Source organism: Pseudomonas sp. Marseille-Q1929 (assembly GCF_017316265.1).
Taxonomy (GTDB): Bacteria; Pseudomonadota; Gammaproteobacteria; order Pseudomonadales; family Pseudomonadaceae; genus Aquipseudomonas.
In genome coordinates this window covers 25,728-42,461 of sequence record NZ_JAFLWU010000019.1, presented here as the reverse complement: position 1 = coordinate 42,461, position 16,734 = coordinate 25,728, and the positions used below count along the sequence as shown (strand labels likewise).

Here is a 16,734-nt window from a genome sequence, read left to right as displayed (position 1 = left end):
GATTTGGCACCCAAAAACACCGTCGAGTTACCGGAATACCGTCGTTTGAGAGGCAGCGACGTCGCTGTTACTAAGCGCTGTAAATCCCGGTGAAAGAAAATTTCAGTTTTCCTATAGCCACTTTCTTTTGCTTGAAGCTGGGACCTGAACTGTAAATGTCGAGGGTGAACGCTTTGGACTCATGGCCTACTAGGTACGGTAAAATCTCTAGCGTCACGCCTCGCTGATGTAATTCCGTAACCATGGTTTTTCGGATTGAGTGAAAGGTGTGTAGCTCCGAAAAAGAAGAGCTTTTCAAACGTCCGAATCGTTTTGATAAGCCATCTAGTCGATTGCCGTATTTGTTCTTCCCACCTGGAAACAGAAACCCATCATTTAAGGGGGCCTGCTTTGTGAGGTGTTCGTATAGCGGTAGGAGGTCAAGGTGAATTGGTATCTCTCTAACGCCTGCTGCCGTTTTAGCCTCAGTGATTCGGAATCCCACAGGCTTTTCTTTTTCCAGAATTGTATCTTCAGGCTTGAGACGTCCCATCTCTTCTAGCCTGCATCCGGTGAAAGCGCCGAAAGCGATGAGATTAGCGAGCGGAATGTCTTCTTTAGCCAGAGCTTTGGCGTGCAGTGCCTCAACCTCTTCCTTTGTGAAGGGGACGTAGCTTTCCCCAGCGGCAGCACCAACCTTCGGGAGTGAGTGACCATCAAACGGCGAAACCGCGTTCGCGAATTGCCCCCTGAAGCCTTTGTGATATTTACAAGCCCACTGCCAGAAATCTCTCCCGCTCCATAGGTACTGCTGTCGTGTTTTCCTTGCTTCAGACACTGATTCAAGAAAATCGTGTACAGAATCAAATGTCAGCGGCTTGCTCTCAGATGTCAGATAGTCAGACAGACGCTGAACCCTGCTGAGGTGACTGTCTCGTGTCTTCTCTGACTTAACCTGATGTTCAAGCTGCTTGTGCCACTGATCGAGCATCGACTTGGTGATTGGGCTCTTTGGTGTGTAGGTGGCAGGAGAGGCTGCAATTTCCTCCGCTTCACTTCGCTCGGTATCAGATAGGTAATTCTCTTTCTTCGCGGTGTACACCAAAATTCGTTGTTGAAACTCAGAAAATTTGAGCAACCGTTGAGTAATAGGGATGTCATCGTTGGCCATCGTGCTACTGATGTCATCGAACAGATTGGGAATGGAATATTCAGCCTCTACCTTCAGAACATCGCGGTAGAAATCGTATAGGTCAGTTTCTAGTTTCTTCAGACCCTTACGAACGCTATCAACGGTGGGCTTAGGACGATTGCTCGGTATAAACATCCCTTTGGCAGCAGATAAGAGGACAGTGTCCGCTTGGGCATGGTGCCTCGCAGCGTCTTCAAAGAGTTGTTCTTTCCAGCGATCCCCGGCTTCTGCCTTGGTGCGCCTTGCGTTCACTACCTGATTTTTCCAGTCTGAGAGGATAGGGTGCCGAAGCCGCATCGCCTCAGTTCGAGAACCTGTCTTCAAAGATTGGCTAAGGATTTTCCGGTTGCCAAAATATGGTCTGACATCAGCGGGTAGGTCGAACCGGACGTGCCACATTCCAGATTTCAACACCAAATTGTCAGCCATAGTTTCACCATAGGGGAGCGGATTCTGGAGGGTATTCTACCCAAATATTCTACCCAAATGTCTATGGTAACGTTGCTATGCTTGGTTTTATTGGGGATTATGCCCGTTTTCAGAGAGTCCCTATCTCTCCGCCATTACATAGAAAAAGCCCCGTAGCTGAATAAGCTACGGGGCTTTTTTGTTTTGGTGATTTTTGTAATTGGCCACCCATTGCATGACTAGCTCAAACGCTCTGCCGCCTTTTGATAAGCCTGATCATGCTCGCGCTTATCAACGGCCACCACTACCACCGTGATTTCCTGATCAATGACTTGATAGACCAACCGGTAACCGCTGCTGCGCAGCTTGATCTTGTAGCAGTCCGGCAGCCCATGCAGGCGATTGGCTTCAATCCGTGGATTGTTCAGTATCTCCACTAACTTCTTCTTCAACTGCTGACGGATGGTGTTGCCGAGTTTCTGCCATTCCTTCAATGCGCGCGCATCAAAATCAAGGCTATAGGTCATCTATCGAAACCCTTACTCGTTGGGGGGATGCCAAACGTTCCCGCACGGTGGCCATCAAGGCTTCATCGTCTTCAGTCATGAGGACCGGCTTGAAAGGCAATTGACCGCGATCTGCCACGTATTGCAGGGCCTGGCGCATCAGTTCGGAAGGCGTGACGCCGAGTCTCTCAAGCTCCAGATAGGCGCGAGCTTTCAGGTCGTCGTCGATTCGAATGTTTATGGATGCCATGGAAGACTCCTCATGTAATGACGTTTGTCATTACATTGGATCAAGAGTGTCAGGGTTTCAAGTCTGATTCGACATATGGCGTCCACGTCTCCCGCGCGAACCTACTTCTTATCCTTCGGCTTTGGCGAAGGTTTTTTATCCGTCTCCTTTACCGTCTCCCTCGGTCTTTTCTTTGCTTCGCCCTCTGTCACGTACTCGCCGGTGACTGCATCGCGATACTTCGTTGGCATATAAGCTCCTTATCAGCCTGTCGCCACGTCAGCGACTCTTTCAAGGCTAGTTCAGGCGCTTGGGCTTACACCTTCCATTGTGTGAGGGCTCATTACGAACGATTTGCCGAAACCGCGATTGCCGAAATGATGCTCCGGCCTAAAACTGAAAAAGCCTGCTGGGCTCAATGCTCAGCAGGCTTTTTTGGACGGTAACGTTCTGCTTAGGCCGGCTGAGCCACCAAGCTATTACTCACCTTGCGCCCCAACACCAACACCGTCACAAACCCCGCCCCCACCAACACCGTGGCCAGGCTCAGCAGCACCGCGCTGCCCATCTGGTCGACGATGCGCCCGCCAAAGAACGAGCCCAAGGCAATAATCACCTGGAACAAGGCGACGAACAGCGGCATGCCGCGTTCGACGTCCTTGGGTGCGACGACAAACATCCAGATGCTGGCGCACGCCGGGAAGGCGCCGAAGGCGAAGCCCCAGAGTGCGATCAGCATTGCGGCGCCGGTCATGCCGGTGGCGAAGTGCGGGAACAGAGCGGTGCTGGTGCCGATCATCAGGGCCACCAGCAGCAAGGTATTGCGCACGCTGCGGTTGGCGGCGAAACCGGCAAAGATATTGCCCAATACCCCAGCCACGCCGTAGAGCAGCAGCAGCGAACCAATCGTTGGCCCATCGAAGCCGGCGCTCTGTTTGAAGAACGGCGCGACGTAGGTGTAGGCGGCAAAGTGCGCCAGGCCGATGAGCAACACCGCGATCAATCCTACCCGCGCTTGGGGGTTGATAAACAACGCGGGCAGGTCACTGACGCGAATGGCCTTTTCCGGGGTAAGCCGGGGCAGCAGGAACACCTGCGCCAGCAGCACTGGCACACCCACCAGCGCGGTGACCAGGAAGGTCATGCGCCAGCCCATCAGCCCACTTAGCCAGGTGCCGACGGGCACGCCCAGTACGGTGGCCAGGGTCACGCCCATCATGATGATCGAGGTAGCCTTCGCGACACCCACGCCCTTGGGCGCCAGGCGGCCGCTGAGGGCGATGGCTGTCGCCCAGAAGCCGCCGATGCTGATGCCCAGCAGCACGCGTCCGAACAGCAGCAGGTTGAAGTCGCTGGCGAAGGCCACGACCGAGTTGGCGATGATCATGATCAGCGTCAGGCTTATCAGCAGGTAACGACGGTCCATGGTGCCAATAAACACCGACAGCAAAGGCGCGGCGAGGGCGGCCATGATGCCGGGCAGGGTCACCATCAGGCCTGCATGGCCGGCGCTGATGCCCAGATCGCTGGCGACGTCGTTGAGCACGCCCACCGGTAGAAATTCACTAGTGACCAAGGCGAACGCGCCCACGGCTACCGAGAGAATGGCCAGCCACTGCTGTTTGACGCTTTGTTGATTATGTTCGGGAAGGCCGCTAGGGGCCTGGCTGGCGCTTGGCATGGTGTCGGGGTTCCAAGGTGCATGTCGCCTGAAGCCAGGCGAGGGGAGGGAGTCAGGCGAGGATTATATGAATCGGTTGCGGATATCGAGCAGGCGCTCGTTTCGATAGTAATCATCAGTGCTATCGATGCGACGCGTCTGGCATAGGGCTTGCCCCATGCAACCGTTAGTTTTCTTGTACGCCAGTGGCGATTAAAGAAACTTCCCACATAAGGCATTCCCCTCATAGCTATGCATGATCGGTCCCAGAAACATGAAAGGACCGCATGCATAAAGGTATGACGGAGGAGGGCGTGACTGGCAGACGGGAAGTTTCAGCGGCAGTGGCAACCCAATCCAAAGCGTCATCCCACACCATTCGCGTGCAGCTTCTTTCGCGGTTGAATCCCGCTGATCTGAAACAGTCTCGTGTTTTTCATCTGGCAGTGAAAGTTGCGCACCGACACAGCCGGCCAGGCAGGCGATCATTACGCAGGCGATTAGAATTTTTTCCATTTCAAACCGACTTGGGGGAATGTTTTAGCGTTCTCAAAATTGTCGTTCGCCAGCGTCGCAATGTCAGCCGCCGTGATCTGCGTCGGGGTAGACGCTACTCCGGCGTCAGCTCCAACACCCGACTTCTCCCACCCTCAGCCACCAGATACGTCCCACGCCCGCTCGGCACAATCGACTGGGGTGCTTTGAGGAACGACAGAATCGTCTGCTGGCGCCCCTGCTTATCAATCAGCAACAACCGCGCCCGGTGCGTGGCATCTTCATTGATCCACAGCCCGCGCTCGTCGCACATCAGGAAGGTCGGCTGGTTCAAATGGCTCAGCACCACCGGGTCGCTGCCGTCGGCGGTCAGCTCGCGCACCACGCCCTTTTGCTTCTCGTTGTAGAGCAGGCGCCCGTCCGTGCAGCGCACGATGGCTTCGCCTTCCTGCACCTGGTCGCGCAACACGGTCAACGACTGGTCGCTCCAGCGGTAACGCAGCAGGCGTCCGGCTGGCTTGCGATCTTCGATGGCGTAGAGGTCGTCGCCCTCAACCCACAAGCCTTGCACGCTGTCACCCTTGAACAGTTCGGTGACCACGCCGTCCTTGTAGAAACTCACGGGCAAGTCGGCGGACTCCTGGCTGAACACCCAGCCACCACGGGTTGGCACCATGCCGTCGGGTTTTGACAGGTTGGCCACCACCACCTCACGCGAGCCGTCGAGGTGGATGCGCACGATGCTGCCCTTGCCCTTGTCGAGTTCCTGGCTGACCACCAGCGAACCGTCCGACAACGGCATCAGCGATGCCGCTTTCGCCACGTCGCGGTGTACCACTTGCACGCTCCAACCGGTCGCCGCACTCACGGGGTAGAAGCTTTGCCAGGCGAAGAAGCCGAGGGCGGCGATCACCGGAGCGCCTACGAGGCAGGCCCCGAGGCGCCAGAAACGCAATGGGTTTTTGTTATTGGATGGGGTGGTCATTGATCGCTCAGTCGATTGGATTCGGCATGCAGACTACGCAGGTGAGGGTGTTTTTTAAATGCGCGTAGGCCTGTTGCCGTTACATTCGTACGATAATGTCCGGCAAATCGACCTCACTGGCCCCTCCTCGTGATCATCAACTTCGACCTCAACGACCTCCAAGCCTTCCGCGCCGTGGTAGACAAGGGCAGTTTTCGCGGCGCCGCCGAGGCCATCCGGATTTCGCAGCCAGCCCTCAGCCGGCGCATCGAAAAACTGGAGTCCGCCCTCGACGTCAAGCTGTTCGAGCGCACCACGCGCCGGGTCAGCCTGACCATGGTCGGTCGTGCATTCCTGCCGCAGGTGGAGCGCATGCTCGACGACCTCGACATCGCCCTGATGGGCATCAGCAACGTGGCCTCCACGCGCATGGGCAATGTCACCATCGCCTGTGTGCCGTCTACCGCGTACTACTTCATGCCCCACGTGATCTCCGAATTCCACAAGCTGTATCCGAAGATTCGCCTGCGTGTGCTGGATGCCAGTGCCGGCGAGGTGTGCAATGCGGTGGAAAGTGGCGAGGCGGATTTCGGCGTGAGTTTCAGCGGCAGCCTGGCCGACGAAGTGGAGTTCGAGTTGCTGTTGCAGGAGCGCTACGTGCTGGCCTGTCGCCGCGATCACCCGTTGGCGGGGCGCGAGAGCGTGCCTTGGGCCGAAGCCTACGAGCACGACTACATCACCGTGGACAAGACCTCCGGCAACCGTTTCCTGCTGGACCAGGCGCTGCGTGGCGTGCGGGTGAAAAAGCCGAGCATCTGCGAGACGCACCACGTGACCACCATGATCGGCCTGGTGGAGGCGGGGCTCGGGGTGGCGATGGTGCCATCGATTGCCATGCCGGCGAACGAGCACCCGATTCTGGTCAGCGTGCCGCTGGTGGAGCCGCAGGTGATGCGCAATGTGGGTTTGATCAAGCGCCGCGGGCGGACATTGCCACCGGCGGCGCTGGAGTTGGAGCGGTTGGTGCGGGAGATGCCGTTTCGCTCAGCGTGACACCGAGTCCAGGCCGGTGGCTTGCACCACCGGTTGCGCCGCGGGCGAGGCGAGGAATTGCAGCAACGCCTTGGCCTCGGCCGGGTGTTCGGCGTTGACCGGAATACCCGCCGCAAAACGCGTCACCGATTGCACGTCTTCCGGGATTTTGCCGACGTAAGTCACCCCCGGCACCGGTAACAATTCCGCGACCTGTTGCAGCCCGACTTCGTAGTCACCCTTGGCGACCACGGAGGCCACCGGGATGCGTTCGATCATGTTGCCCTTGGCCGGCATGCCGAGTTTGTGGAACAACTCCTTCTCCACGTATACGCCGCTCGCGCTGTCCGAATACGCCACGGACTTAGCCTGGCTCAGCACGGCCTTGAGCTCGTCATCCGTGCTGATCGCCGGTTTGGCCGCGCCGGCCTTCACCACCAGGCCGATGCGCGAGTCCGCCAGTTCCACGCGGGAGGCCTTGTCAACCTTGCCTTGTTTGATCAACTCATCGAGGGCATAGCCGACCATGATCACCACGTCCGCATGTTCGCCACGGGCAAGGCGGTTGGGAATCGCTTCCGGCGCCTTGCCCATCGACGGGCCGAGGATGGTGTCCAGGGTGTCGCCACTCTGCTGGGCGTATTGCGGGCCCAGCAGTTTATAGGCAGCGGTGAAGCCGCCAGAGGTCATCACCTTGAGCTCTTCGGCCTGGGCCGTCAGCGCCAACGCGCCGAGAGCCAGGGCCGTCAGGGTGTTCAGCAGCGGCTTCATTACGCAGCCTCCTGCATCACCTGCCCGCGCGTGTTGGCGCGGCGATACAGAGCCAGGGTCGAACACAGGGCGCAGGCCGCCGCGAACATCATCCAGTACGCCGGCGAGGCCTTGTCTTCGGTGATGTGGATGAACCAGGTGGAGATCGCCGGGGTGAACCCGCCAAAGATCGCGGTCGCCAGGCTATAGGCCAGGGAGAAGCCCGCCACGCGCACTTCCACCGGCATGATCTCGGTAAGCGCCGGGATCATCGCGCCGTTGTACATGCCGTAGAGGAAGGAGAACCACAGCAGGGTTTCCAGCATATGGGCGAAGCTGGGCGCGTTGACCACGTAGGACAGTGCTGGATAAGCCGTCAGAACAGTCAGCGTGGTCATGGCGAGCAGCACCGGCTTGCGGCCGAAGCGGTCGCTCAGGGTGCCGCCGATGGGCAGCCAGACAAAGTTCGACACGGCCACCAGCAAGGTCACCAGCAGCGCGTCGGAGGTGCTCAGTTGCAGCACGGTCTTGCCGAAGGTCGGCGCGTACACGGTGATCAGGTAGAACGCGGTGGTGGTCATCGCCACCATGAGCATGCCGCCGATGACCACGGTCCAGTTCGTCACCAGGGTGGCCAGCACTTCACGCATGGTCGGACGATGCTTGCGGTTGGCGAACTCTTCGGTTTCCTGCAGGTTGCGTCGCAGCACAAAGATAAACGGAATGATCACGCAGCCGACGGCAAACGGAATGCGCCAGCCCCAATCGGCGACCACGGCAGGTTCCATCCACACGTTCAGGCCATAACCCAGCGCGGCGGCGACCACGATGGAGATCTGTTGGCTGCCCGATTGCCAGCTGGTGTAGAAGCCTTTGCGGCCCGGGGTGGCCATTTCTGCCAGGTACACCGACACACCGCCCAGTTCCGCACCGGCTGAGAAGCCTTGCAGCAAGCGGCCCAGCAGCACCAGGGCCGGGGCCCACAAGCCAATGGTGTGATAACCCGGCACCAGCACGATCAGCAGCGTACCGCTGGCCATGATCGACAGGGTCACGATCAACCCTTTGCGGCGGCCGACGTCATCGATGTAGGCACCCAGAATGATCGCGCCCAGTGGACGCATCAGGAAGCCCGCACCGAACACGGCGAAGGTCATCATTAATGACGCAAACTCATTAGCGGCGGGGAAGAACGCGGCAGCGATGTAGGTGGCGTAGAAACCGAACAGGAAGAAATCGAACTGTTCGAGGAAGTTGCCCGAAGTAACGCGAAATACCGCGCCAACTTTCGAGCGGGCAGCGTCGGGCCTGGTAGGGCTAGTCATGGTTTTGTGTCTCCAGCGTTCTTTTTAAAGTGCTTGTTTCGCCTAAGACCTAGGATAGTGGCTGACACATTTAGAAATGATAAGTGACAAATTTGGATGGATTGATGCGTGTTGTCTATCAATCGGCGAGCCCGTCGAAAATGCCGGCGCTGTTCTATGCTTGAAGGTGCGACCCATTCTTAAGGACAGGAGGTGGACATGACTGACGAACAGAAACCACGGGAAGCGCCAAAGGGTGAGCAACCCCGGCGACGTGAGGAAGAAAAGCCACAGACCTGGAAGCATCCAGACGACGGCACAGAGCTTTCCGAGCGGGATCAGGAGCGGCCGCTCAAGCCCTGACTCTAAAGGTACCCATGATCAAATGTGGGAGCGGGCTTGCCCGCGATGGCGGCGGGTCAGAAACAAATTCATTGACTGGCCCTCCGCCATCGCAGGCAAGCCAGCTCCCACATGGGTTCAATGTTCAGCCCTGGATTGGGGTGCACAGTTCCACCAATGTGCCATCCGGGCAACGCACATAAGACACCACCTGCCCCCAAGGCTTGGCGCTCGGCGCCGACAGCTCGGTCGCGCCCTGCGCAAGCGCCTTGGCATGGGCGACAAGCACATCTTCAGTCACAAACCCCACTTCCATCCCCAGCGGTTGTTTGGACCCATGCGCCTGCACATGTCCACCCTGGAAATTCATCTCGCCCAATTCATGCGCGGCAAACGAAAGGGTGGTCTCACCGGTTTCCAGCTCACCGTACGTCCCCGATTCATGCAGGAAACGGCGACTGAAACCGAAGGCCTTTTCGAAGAACTCCAGGGAGGCGGCCACGTCGGGCACGTAGATGATGGTGTAGGCAAATTTCATGATTCAGCGGTCCTTGCTCAAAGAATGACTGTACGTTGGATTACGAGACCAGCAGCGCAATGGGAAACCCCCAGGCCAGCACCAGGAAAGCCACCGCCGCCGCCAGGCACAAACCGACAAACACCCGCAGCAACGTCCTCACCGTGGGGTGTGCGACAAATCGGATAACCCATAGGCAGAACCCGGCCACGACAATGGCCAAGGCGAGAATGACCAGCACGATGGTGTTCCTGTGACCCTGGAAAGCTGATTTATAGTCCCAAAGCCCTCCGATGAACAGTGTGCACATAGACGCAGCCCCACGGGCTTTCTAAACTGCGGCTTGTCTTGGGGAAGGGGCAGGCGCCGATGAATCGCAATGAATTACGCAAGGCCGACATCAACCTGATGGTGGTCTTCGAAGCACTGATGCTGGAGCGCAACGTCACGCGGGTTGCCGAAAAGCTGTTTCTCGGCCAGCCCACCATCAGTTCGGCGCTCAACCGCCTGCGCACCTTGTTCAACGACCCGCTGTTCATTCGCGTCGGCCACCGCATGGAACCCACGGCGCGCGCCGAGGAAATCATCCAGCACCTGTCGCCCGCCCTGGATTCGCTGTCGTCAGCCTTGAGCCTGACCCACGACTTCGACCCGTCCATCAGCACCATGACCTTTCGCATCGGCCTGTCCGATGATGTCGAATTTGGCCTCTTGCCACCGTTGTTGCGCAGCTTGCGCCGGGAAGCGCCGAACGTGGTCTTCGTGGTGCAGCATGTGGACTACTGGCGCATTCCCGACCTGCTCGCGTCCGGCGACATCACCGTCGGCATCACCCAGACCCGTGGCCTGCCGGCGAATGCCAAGCGCAAGCTGTTGCGCCATATCCTGCCGCGCATCCTGCGTGCCGATGCGTCCGACACACCGCTGACCCTCGATGAATATTGCTCACGCCCCCATGTGCTGGTGTCCCACACGGCCAACGTGTCGGGGTTTGCCGATGAGTGGCTGGCGGAAATCGGCCGCAAGCGCCAGGTGGTGTTGTCGGTGCCGCAATACAGCGCATTGCCGGCGCTGCTGGCCGGCACCGACCTGATTGCCAGCCTGCCGGACTACACCGCCGAGGCCATGGCCGTGTCGGGCCACCTGTTTTGTGAGCCGTTTCCGTTCGAAACGCCGACCCTGGATTTATCCATGGTCTGGCTCAGTCATGTGGACACCGACCCGGCCGAGCGCTGGGTGCGCTCGCGGCTGGAAGCGTTTATGAGTGACCGAGGGCAGGCAACCCAAGCCTGAGGGTTTTATCCGTGATATACCTAGGAATCTTCCTATGTTTGTCTCGGAGCCACCCATGCCACACCTGCACCTGGAATACACCGCCAACCTGACGCAACTGGACACCGATAAGGCCCTTTTGCGCCTGAACCATGCGCTGGTGGCCTCCGGTCAGTTCGGCGCCGAGTTTGATATCAAAAGCCGTGCAATAGAAATCGACAGTTTTCGTGTAGGCACCGGCCTGAACGAGCGTGGGTTTGTCGCGGTGCGCTTGGCGTTGCTCAGCGGGCGCTCGCCGCAGATCAAGAAGCAACTGTCGGAGAGCCTGCTGTCCGTGCTGCAAGATCTGGGCGACTGGCCGGACGGTGTGCAGGTGCAACTGAGCGTCGAAGTGCGGGATATGGACCGCGACACCTACAGCAAAGTCGCCATCGGCTGATGGACTACAACAAGCCCTGATCCGCGCACACCTTCACCACCTGCTCACGAAACCAGGTATTGGCACTGTCCTGTTCACTGGTTTCATTCCACTGCATATCCAGGGTGAACCCCGGCAAGCCGTTGGGCGCTTCGCAATGGCCAAACACGCTGGCCGGTGCCAGCAGTTTTTGCACACGGCGCGGCAGGGTCACGATAAAGTCAGTGCCGGTAATCATCTTCAGCGCCGCGCCGTAGCTGTTGGCGCGGGCGATCACTTGGCGCTTGTGGGCCTGACGCCCTAGCCAGCCGTCGATCATGTTGGTGTCGGACGTCCACGGCGTGGGGAACACATGGCGCCGTTCGACAAAGGATTGCAGGCTGAACGCCGGCTCCCTCGGCGCTGAGCGCTTGTCGAACACACACACCAGGTCGTCTTCCAGCAGCATCTGCGTCTTGAAATCTTTATGGGCGCGGTGAAAGTGCGGGCCGAAGCAGATCACCAGGTCCAGGCGGCCTTCGCGCAGGTCGTCGGCGGGGATGTCGGTCTCCAGCTTCTGCACATTGACGATCACCGGCAGGTCGGCACGGTCGAAAGTCTTCAGCAGGCGCGGCAGGATCAACTGTTCGAAGTATTCCGGCGCGCACACATTGAAGGTCACCGCCTTTTGCGTCGGATCGAACGCCTGGCCACCGGCGTGGCACAGGTTGATGCTTTCAAGAATTTTCTGCACATGGCCATACATGCTGGTGGCCTTGTACGTCGGACGCATGCCCGCCCGCGTGTTGATAAACAGCTCATCTTCAAAACTGGTGCGCAGTTTCTTCAGGCTATAGCTCACGGTGGACTGGCTGACGAACAACGTTTCTGACACGTCGGTAACGCTGCTCTGGTCGTAGACGGCGATAAACACCATCAGGTCCTGCATATCGAGCTTTCTGAGCAAGTTACTGTTTAACATCGGTTTCGTCCGTAAACCCGTTGTACCGAACTCAGTACAAGACAGCGCAAAAGCTTAACGGAACGGCCGTGCCATTAGAATAATCTGTAGGTCGTTTCTATGTTGGGTGTGGGACAAATACTGTTAGCAACACGACGTCAGCGGATATGCCGCGCGTAATGCTGGGGATTGAAGCGCGTGACGATCAGCAGCATCACCACGACCACCGCCGTCAACGACCACCAGGCCCATTCGAAGCTGCCCAACTGGTCACGGATCATCCCTGCAATCAGCGGTGACAAGCCTGCAATCAGGTAGCCGATACCTTGCACAAAGGCCGTCAGGCCACCTGCGCGGCGCGGGTTGTCCAGGTGGTCGAGGGACAGGATCAGGCTCATCGGGAACAGGCCGCCAATGCCCAGGCCCAGCAGGCAAGGCCACAACAGGCTGAGGTGTTGCGGGCTGAGGATCAGGCCGCAGAAGCCGAGGATGATCAGCACCAGCAGTACCGCGACCACCCCACGTTTATCCCGGCGCCGGTTGGCGATGGCCGGGGTGACCAAGCCGGAGACCACTTCCATCGCGGTCAAAAAGCCCAGCAGCAAACCGGCGTTCTGTTCACTCCAGCCTTGCTCCACGTAGTACGGCGCCAGCCAGGCGAGTACGCAGGTGTAGGACGCTGTACCGAGACCAAAAAAGATCGCCAGCAACCAGGCGCGACGGTTGCCGAAAAACGACTCTTGCTGAGTGGAACCGGCCGGCGCCATCGGCGGCAATGCCGCGCGCTGCGCGTACCAGAACAGCAACGCCAACCCGGCGAGCACGGCCCACACCGCCAGGCCGATCCGCCAACTGCCGGTCTGCACCTGCACAAACGGCGCGAACGACGCCGCCAGCGCCGCGCCGCCCATGATGGCGGTGACGTACAAACCCATGAATAGCGAAACGTTGGCGCTGAACCGCGATTTGATCAGCGCCGGCATCAACGCCTGGATCAAGGCAATCCCGACCCCGGCGGCAATCGCGCTGACGATCAACTCCAGCGCCGAATCCAGAAACAACCGCGACAGCGTCGCCACGCCAATCACCACCAGCGACAGCACAATGCTGCGGTGCTCACCGAGGCGCCTGGCCACGCCCATGCCGAAAAACATCGCCAGCCCCATGGCCATCACCGGCAACATGGTCAGCAACGCGGCGCTGCTGAAACTCAGCGGCACCTCGCCGCGAATCGACGACAACAACGGGCCCACGGCCGCCATCGACGGACGCAGGTTAAGGGCGACCAGCACCACGCTGATCATCAGCCAAACGGCGGTGGTGGGTTTTGCCTGAGCGTTTTCCATGGGCCTGCCTTGAATGAGCGAGGGCGAATCAGGCCATGGGCGGGGCAGGGGGGCAAATGAGAAAGTCGCAGGCGCTATCTAAAAATTGCAGGTGGCCGACACACCACCTCTCTAAATGTGGAAACTGGCTTATGTGGGAGCTGGCTTGCCTGCGATAGCGGTACATCAGTCAACATCTCCGGCGACTGACACACCGCTATCGCAGGCAAGCCAGCTCCCACAGTTGTCCCCCATTTCACAGGGGGATTTTCGGTGTCAGACGGACCTGATCACATGCTTGACCTCCTGAAACGCCGCCAACCCCCACGGCCCCAGTTCGCGGCCGATGCTGCTCTGCTTGTAGCCGCCCCATGCCGTCTGCGGGAAGATCACCTGCGGCGCGTTGATCCACACCAGCCCGGCCTGCAAGGCATTGGCCACGCGCTCTGCGGTTTGGGCATTGGCGCTGACCACACTGGCCACCAGGCCGAAATCGCTGTCGTTGGCCAAGGCAACAGCCTCGTCTTCAGTGGCAAAACGTCTGACACACAACACCGGGCCGAAGATCTCTTCGTTCCATAGCGCACTGTCCAGCGGCACATCGGTGAACACCGTCGGCCGAATGAAAAAGCCTTTTTCCAACCCCGCAGGACGCTCCCCACCACACAGCAACCGTGCGCCGTCCTCGATGCCACGCCGGATATGCCCGAGCACCCGCTGGTACTGCGCCCGGTTGATCAGCGCGCCCATTTCCACGTCGTCGCTAAACGGATCAGCCACGCGGATGCCTTCAGCGCGCAGCTGCAAGCGGCGCAGGAATTCATCCGCCAAGTTGTCAGCCACGAGCACACGACTGGTCGCCGAACACATCTGCCCCGCGTTGAAAAAACCACCGCCACACGCCAGCTCCACGGCCAGGTCGAGGTCGGCATCCGCCAGCACCAGCAGCGACGATTTACCGCCCAATTCCAGGCTCACACCCTTGATGGTTTCGGCCGCGCGTTGCATCACCTGCACGCCCACCGCGTTGCTGCCGGTGAAGGAAATCTTCGCCACCCGAGGGTCCGCCACCAGCGGTGCGCCTACCGCCAGACCGGTGCCGCACACCAGGTTGAACACGCCGGCCGGCAAGCCCACTTCAGCGATGATTCGCGCCAGTTGCAGCTCGGCCAGCGGCGTGACTTCCGAGGGTTTGAGCACCACGCAGCAACCGGCGGCGAGGGCCGGGGCGAGTTTCCAGGCGGTGGTCACCATCGGGAAATTCCACGGCACGATCAGCCCGACCACGCCGCACGGCTCACGACGCAGGCGTGCACTGAAATCCGTAGTGGGCAGTTCGACCGGGCGGTCTTGCCCGGCGTCCATGCCCTCGGCGACAGCGGCGTAGTACTCGAACGTGGCGATCACGTCGTCCACATCGATACCCGCTTCGAACAGCGGCTTGCCGTTGTTGCTCGACTGCAGGTGCATCAGCTGTTCGCGCTGCGCGCCCACGCCCTCGGCGATCTTGCGCAACAGCGCGGCGCGATCACGGCCGGTGCTTTTCGACCACTCGGCAAACGCCGCGCTGGCGGCATCCACCGCCAGTGTCACCGCTGTGGCGTCGCCTACGCTGACGTGCGCCAGCAGCGCTTCGGTGGCCGGGTTGATCACCTCCAGCACTTGGCTGCCTTCACGCCACTCACCGTTGATATACATACCGTTCATTGCGTCACCTCCCGCATCCAAAGTGTCTGGTCGATTTCAATCAGCGTCGGCCCCTGGCGATCCGTCGCAGCGCGCAAGGCGCTGCGCAACTGTTCAATGCCTTGGATGCGTTCGGCGGCGCAACCGAGTGCCTTGGCCACGCCGATAAAGTCCGGGGTGTAGATGTCCACGCCGACCGGTTCGATCGCGCGGTTGACCATGTATTTCTTGATCTCTTCGTAGCCCTGGTTATTCCACAGCAGCACGATGATGGGCGTGCGTGCCTCCACGGCGCTGGCCAGTTCCGGCAGGGTGAATTGCAGGCCGCCGTCGCCGATCAGGCACACCACCGGTTGCCCGTCGCCACGCCCCAGCCAGGCGCCGATGGCGGCGGGCAACGCGTAGCCCAGGGTGCCGTAGCCGGTGGACGAGTTGAACCAGCGGCGCGGGTGGTCGAGGTTCAGGGTCAGGTTGGCGCTGTACACCGGCTGGGTGGAGTCGCCGACAATGATGGCGGTGGGTAGCTCTTGCAGGACGGTGTCGAGGAACAGGGTTTGCGCGCGGGTGGCGGCGTCCCAGGTGGGCGCCAGTTCGGCCCACAGTTGGGCGACGCGTGGCGCGCCCCAATCGGCATCACGCGCAGGCAGCGGCTGGCGGGTCAATTCGCCTAGCAGCGCCTCGGCAGCGATCTGCGCGTCGGCCACCAGCGCCACCTGCGGCGGGTAGTTGCGCACGGTCTGGTCGGCGTCGATATCGATGCGCAGCAAGGCGCCGGGGATCTTGAAACCGCCGGCGAAGGTGACGTCATAGTCGGTCTCGGCCAGCTCGGTGCCGATGGCCAGCACCACGTCTGCTTCAGCCACCAGCGCGCGGGTGGCGACCAGGGTTTGGGTCGAGCCGATCAGCAACGGATGGGTCGACGGCAACATGCCCTTGGCGTTGATCGTCAGCGCGACCGGCGCGCCAAGCGCTTCTGCAAGCCGGGTCAACGCGGGCGCCGCATCGATGGCGCCGCCACCGGCCAAAATCAACGGCCGCTTGGCCGCCGCCAGCAACTGGCTCATCTGCTTCACCGCCGCCGGCGCGGCCCCTGCGCGCGCCACGCTGACCGGCTCACTGCCCAGCAGCGCATCGGCGTTTTCCACCAGCACATCCAGTGGAATCTCGATGTGCACCGGTCGCGGTCGCCCAGCCTGGAACAACGCGAACGCCCGCGCCAACACGCCGGGCAGCTCCTCCGCCGACATCAAGGTATGGGAGAACGCCGCCACCCCGGCCATCATCGCGCCCTGGTTCGGCAGCTCATGCAACTTGCCCCGCCCGCCGCCCAATTGGCTGCGCGATTGCACGCTGGAAATCACCAGCATCGGGATCGAGTCGGCATGGGCCTGGCCCATGGCCGTGGTGATATTGGTCATGCCCGGACCGGTGATGATGAAACACACGCCGGGCTTGCCGCTGGTGCGCGCGTAGCCGTCGGCCATAAAACCGGCGCCCTGTTCGTGGCGCGGGGTGACGTGACGGATGCCCGAGCGGGCCAGGCCGCGATACATCTCCACGGTGTGCACGCCGGGGATGCCAAACACCTGATCCACGCCGTAGCCTTCGAGGAGGTTGACCAATACTTCGCCGCAGGTCGCCATTGAGGTCGCTCTTGTTATGGATTCGAGGCGGTATTGGAGCGGCTGGCCGGTAGCGGCAACAATCGATAAAAA

General features: G+C 60.1%; 17 protein-coding genes. 4 read left to right on the top strand and 13 right to left on the bottom strand.

Translation table 11 applies throughout. The annotated features are described in order from the left end of the window. Window positions 1-70: 70 nt before the first annotated feature. The 5 genes from J1G37_RS19580 to J1G37_RS19560 all read right to left on the bottom strand — a co-directional run bounded on the left by J1G37_RS19580 (window position 71) and on the right by J1G37_RS19560 (window position 5,454). Complete coding sequence (locus tag J1G37_RS19580) at window positions 71-1,600, bottom strand: tyrosine-type recombinase/integrase (protein ID WP_207044669.1); 1,530 nt, start codon at window positions 1,598-1,600, stop codon at window positions 71-73. Between the two features lie 218 nt (window positions 1,601-1,818). After that, on the bottom strand, window positions 1,819-2,106 hold the full coding sequence (locus tag J1G37_RS19575; RefSeq protein ID WP_207044665.1) for a type II toxin-antitoxin system RelE/ParE family toxin: 288 nt from the start codon (window positions 2,104-2,106) through the stop codon (window positions 1,819-1,821). Next, complete coding sequence (locus J1G37_RS19570) at window positions 2,096-2,335, bottom strand: type II toxin-antitoxin system RelB/DinJ family antitoxin (RefSeq protein ID WP_124525834.1); 240 nt, start codon at window positions 2,333-2,335, stop codon at window positions 2,096-2,098. Before J1G37_RS19570 ends, J1G37_RS19575 begins: the two co-directional genes overlap by 11 nt. Before the next feature lie 433 nt (window positions 2,336-2,768). Next, complete coding sequence (locus J1G37_RS19565) at window positions 2,769-3,995, bottom strand: MFS transporter (protein WP_207044662.1); 1,227 nt, start codon at window positions 3,993-3,995, stop codon at window positions 2,769-2,771. Between the two features lie 589 nt (window positions 3,996-4,584). Further along, complete coding sequence (locus J1G37_RS19560; RefSeq protein WP_242551658.1) at window positions 4,585-5,454, bottom strand: hypothetical protein; 870 nt, start codon at window positions 5,452-5,454, stop codon at window positions 4,585-4,587. Window positions 5,455-5,583: 129 nt separating this feature from the next. Between J1G37_RS19560 and J1G37_RS19555 the strand changes: the two genes are divergently transcribed. Beyond that, on the top strand, window positions 5,584-6,486 hold the full coding sequence (locus J1G37_RS19555; protein ID WP_017736319.1) for a LysR family transcriptional regulator: 903 nt from the start codon (window positions 5,584-5,586) through the stop codon (window positions 6,484-6,486). Here J1G37_RS19555 and J1G37_RS19550 read toward each other — a convergent pair. Both J1G37_RS19550 and J1G37_RS19545 read right to left on the bottom strand, forming a co-directional pair. Continuing rightward, window positions 6,478-7,236: a substrate-binding domain-containing protein gene (locus J1G37_RS19550; protein WP_207044660.1), complete on the bottom strand. Its 759-nt coding sequence runs from the start codon at window positions 7,234-7,236 to the stop codon at window positions 6,478-6,480. The two genes, J1G37_RS19555 and J1G37_RS19550, sit on opposite strands and share 9 nt — an antisense overlap. Next, the gene (locus J1G37_RS19545) at window positions 7,236-8,540 is read right to left on the bottom strand and encodes an MFS transporter (protein ID WP_207044657.1); all 1,305 of its coding nucleotides are present in this window, start codon (window positions 8,538-8,540) and stop codon (window positions 7,236-7,238) included. The genes J1G37_RS19550 and J1G37_RS19545 overlap by 1 nt, the downstream gene beginning before the upstream one ends. A 198-nt stretch (window positions 8,541-8,738) precedes the next feature. Between J1G37_RS19545 and J1G37_RS19540 the strand changes: the two genes are divergently transcribed. After that, the gene (locus J1G37_RS19540) at window positions 8,739-8,882 is read left to right on the top strand and encodes a hypothetical protein (protein ID WP_177414022.1); all 144 of its coding nucleotides are present in this window, start codon (window positions 8,739-8,741) and stop codon (window positions 8,880-8,882) included. 124 nt (window positions 8,883-9,006) lie between these two features. Here the strand turns inward: J1G37_RS19540 and J1G37_RS19535 are convergent, their stop codons facing one another. Both J1G37_RS19535 and J1G37_RS19530 read right to left on the bottom strand, forming a co-directional pair. Then, window positions 9,007-9,399 carry a VOC family protein gene (locus J1G37_RS19535; protein WP_207044654.1) on the bottom strand — a complete coding sequence of 131 codons (393 nt, stop codon included), beginning with the start codon at window positions 9,397-9,399 and terminating at the stop codon, window positions 9,007-9,009. Window positions 9,400-9,439: 40 nt separating this feature from the next. After that, window positions 9,440-9,619 (bottom strand): hypothetical protein, encoded by a 180-nt coding sequence (locus J1G37_RS19530; RefSeq protein WP_207044652.1) that lies wholly within the window; start codon window positions 9,617-9,619, stop codon window positions 9,440-9,442. 128 nt (window positions 9,620-9,747) lie between these two features. Here J1G37_RS19530 and J1G37_RS19525 point away from each other — a divergent pair, with 128 nt between their 5' ends. Together J1G37_RS19525 and J1G37_RS19520 are read left to right on the top strand one after the other, a co-directional pair. After that, window positions 9,748-10,671, top strand: a complete 924-nt coding sequence (locus J1G37_RS19525; protein ID WP_124525826.1) for a LysR substrate-binding domain-containing protein — start codon at window positions 9,748-9,750, stop codon at window positions 10,669-10,671. Window positions 10,672-10,726: 55 nt separating this feature from the next. Beyond that, window positions 10,727-11,089, top strand: coding sequence for a 5-carboxymethyl-2-hydroxymuconate Delta-isomerase (locus J1G37_RS19520; RefSeq protein ID WP_207044650.1), 363 nt, complete (start codon window positions 10,727-10,729; stop codon window positions 11,087-11,089). 4 nt (window positions 11,090-11,093) lie between these two features. Here the strand turns inward: J1G37_RS19520 and J1G37_RS19515 are convergent, their stop codons facing one another. From J1G37_RS19515 to J1G37_RS19500, 4 genes are all read right to left on the bottom strand, one after another. Continuing rightward, window positions 11,094-12,029: a LysR family transcriptional regulator gene (locus tag J1G37_RS19515; protein WP_207044648.1), complete on the bottom strand. Its 936-nt coding sequence runs from the start codon at window positions 12,027-12,029 to the stop codon at window positions 11,094-11,096. A 137-nt stretch (window positions 12,030-12,166) separates the two neighbouring features. Continuing rightward, entirely contained in the window at window positions 12,167-13,354 is a 1,188-nt protein-coding gene (locus J1G37_RS19510; protein WP_207044646.1) for a cyanate transporter, read from the bottom strand. A 255-nt stretch (window positions 13,355-13,609) separates the two neighbouring features. Beyond that, window positions 13,610-15,040, bottom strand: a complete 1,431-nt coding sequence (locus tag J1G37_RS19505; RefSeq protein WP_207044644.1) for an aldehyde dehydrogenase family protein — start codon at window positions 15,038-15,040, stop codon at window positions 13,610-13,612. Beyond that, window positions 15,037-16,662 (bottom strand): 5-guanidino-2-oxopentanoate decarboxylase, encoded by a 1,626-nt coding sequence (locus J1G37_RS19500; RefSeq protein WP_207044643.1) that lies wholly within the window; start codon window positions 16,660-16,662, stop codon window positions 15,037-15,039. The genes J1G37_RS19505 and J1G37_RS19500 overlap by 4 nt, the downstream gene beginning before the upstream one ends. Window positions 16,663-16,734: the final 72 nt, after the last annotated feature.

Bases quoted from the DNA above. Each gene is read 5' to 3' on its own strand.
- J1G37_RS19580 (WP_207044669.1), bottom strand. From the start codon at position 1,600: ATGGCTGACAATTTGGTGTTGAAATCTGGAATGTGGCACGTCCGGTTC.
- J1G37_RS19575 (WP_207044665.1), bottom strand. From the start codon at position 2,106: ATGACCTATAGCCTTGATTTTGATGCGCGCGCATTGAAGGAATGGCAG.
- J1G37_RS19570 (WP_124525834.1), bottom strand. From the start codon at position 2,335: ATGGCATCCATAAACATTCGAATCGACGACGACCTGAAAGCTCGCGCC.
- J1G37_RS19565 (WP_207044662.1), bottom strand. From the start codon at position 3,995: ATGCCAAGCGCCAGCCAGGCCCCTAGCGGCCTTCCCGAACATAATCAA.
- J1G37_RS19560 (WP_242551658.1), bottom strand. From the start codon at position 5,454: ATGACCACCCCATCCAATAACAAAAACCCATTGCGTTTCTGGCGCCTC.
- J1G37_RS19550 (WP_207044660.1), bottom strand. From the start codon at position 7,236: ATGAAGCCGCTGCTGAACACCCTGACGGCCCTGGCTCTCGGCGCGTTG.
- J1G37_RS19545 (WP_207044657.1), bottom strand. From the start codon at position 8,540: ATGACTAGCCCTACCAGGCCCGACGCTGCCCGCTCGAAAGTTGGCGCG.
- J1G37_RS19540 (WP_177414022.1), top strand. From the start codon at position 8,739: ATGACTGACGAACAGAAACCACGGGAAGCGCCAAAGGGTGAGCAACCC.
- J1G37_RS19535 (WP_207044654.1), bottom strand. From the start codon at position 9,399: ATGAAATTTGCCTACACCATCATCTACGTGCCCGACGTGGCCGCCTCC.
- J1G37_RS19525 (WP_124525826.1), top strand. From the start codon at position 9,748: ATGAATCGCAATGAATTACGCAAGGCCGACATCAACCTGATGGTGGTC.
- J1G37_RS19520 (WP_207044650.1), top strand. From the start codon at position 10,727: ATGCCACACCTGCACCTGGAATACACCGCCAACCTGACGCAACTGGAC.
- J1G37_RS19515 (WP_207044648.1), bottom strand. From the start codon at position 12,029: ATGTTAAACAGTAACTTGCTCAGAAAGCTCGATATGCAGGACCTGATG.
- J1G37_RS19510 (WP_207044646.1), bottom strand. From the start codon at position 13,354: ATGGAAAACGCTCAGGCAAAACCCACCACCGCCGTTTGGCTGATGATC.
- J1G37_RS19505 (WP_207044644.1), bottom strand. From the start codon at position 15,040: ATGAACGGTATGTATATCAACGGTGAGTGGCGTGAAGGCAGCCAAGTG.
- J1G37_RS19500 (WP_207044643.1), bottom strand. From the start codon at position 16,662: ATGGCGACCTGCGGCGAAGTATTGGTCAACCTCCTCGAAGGCTACGGC.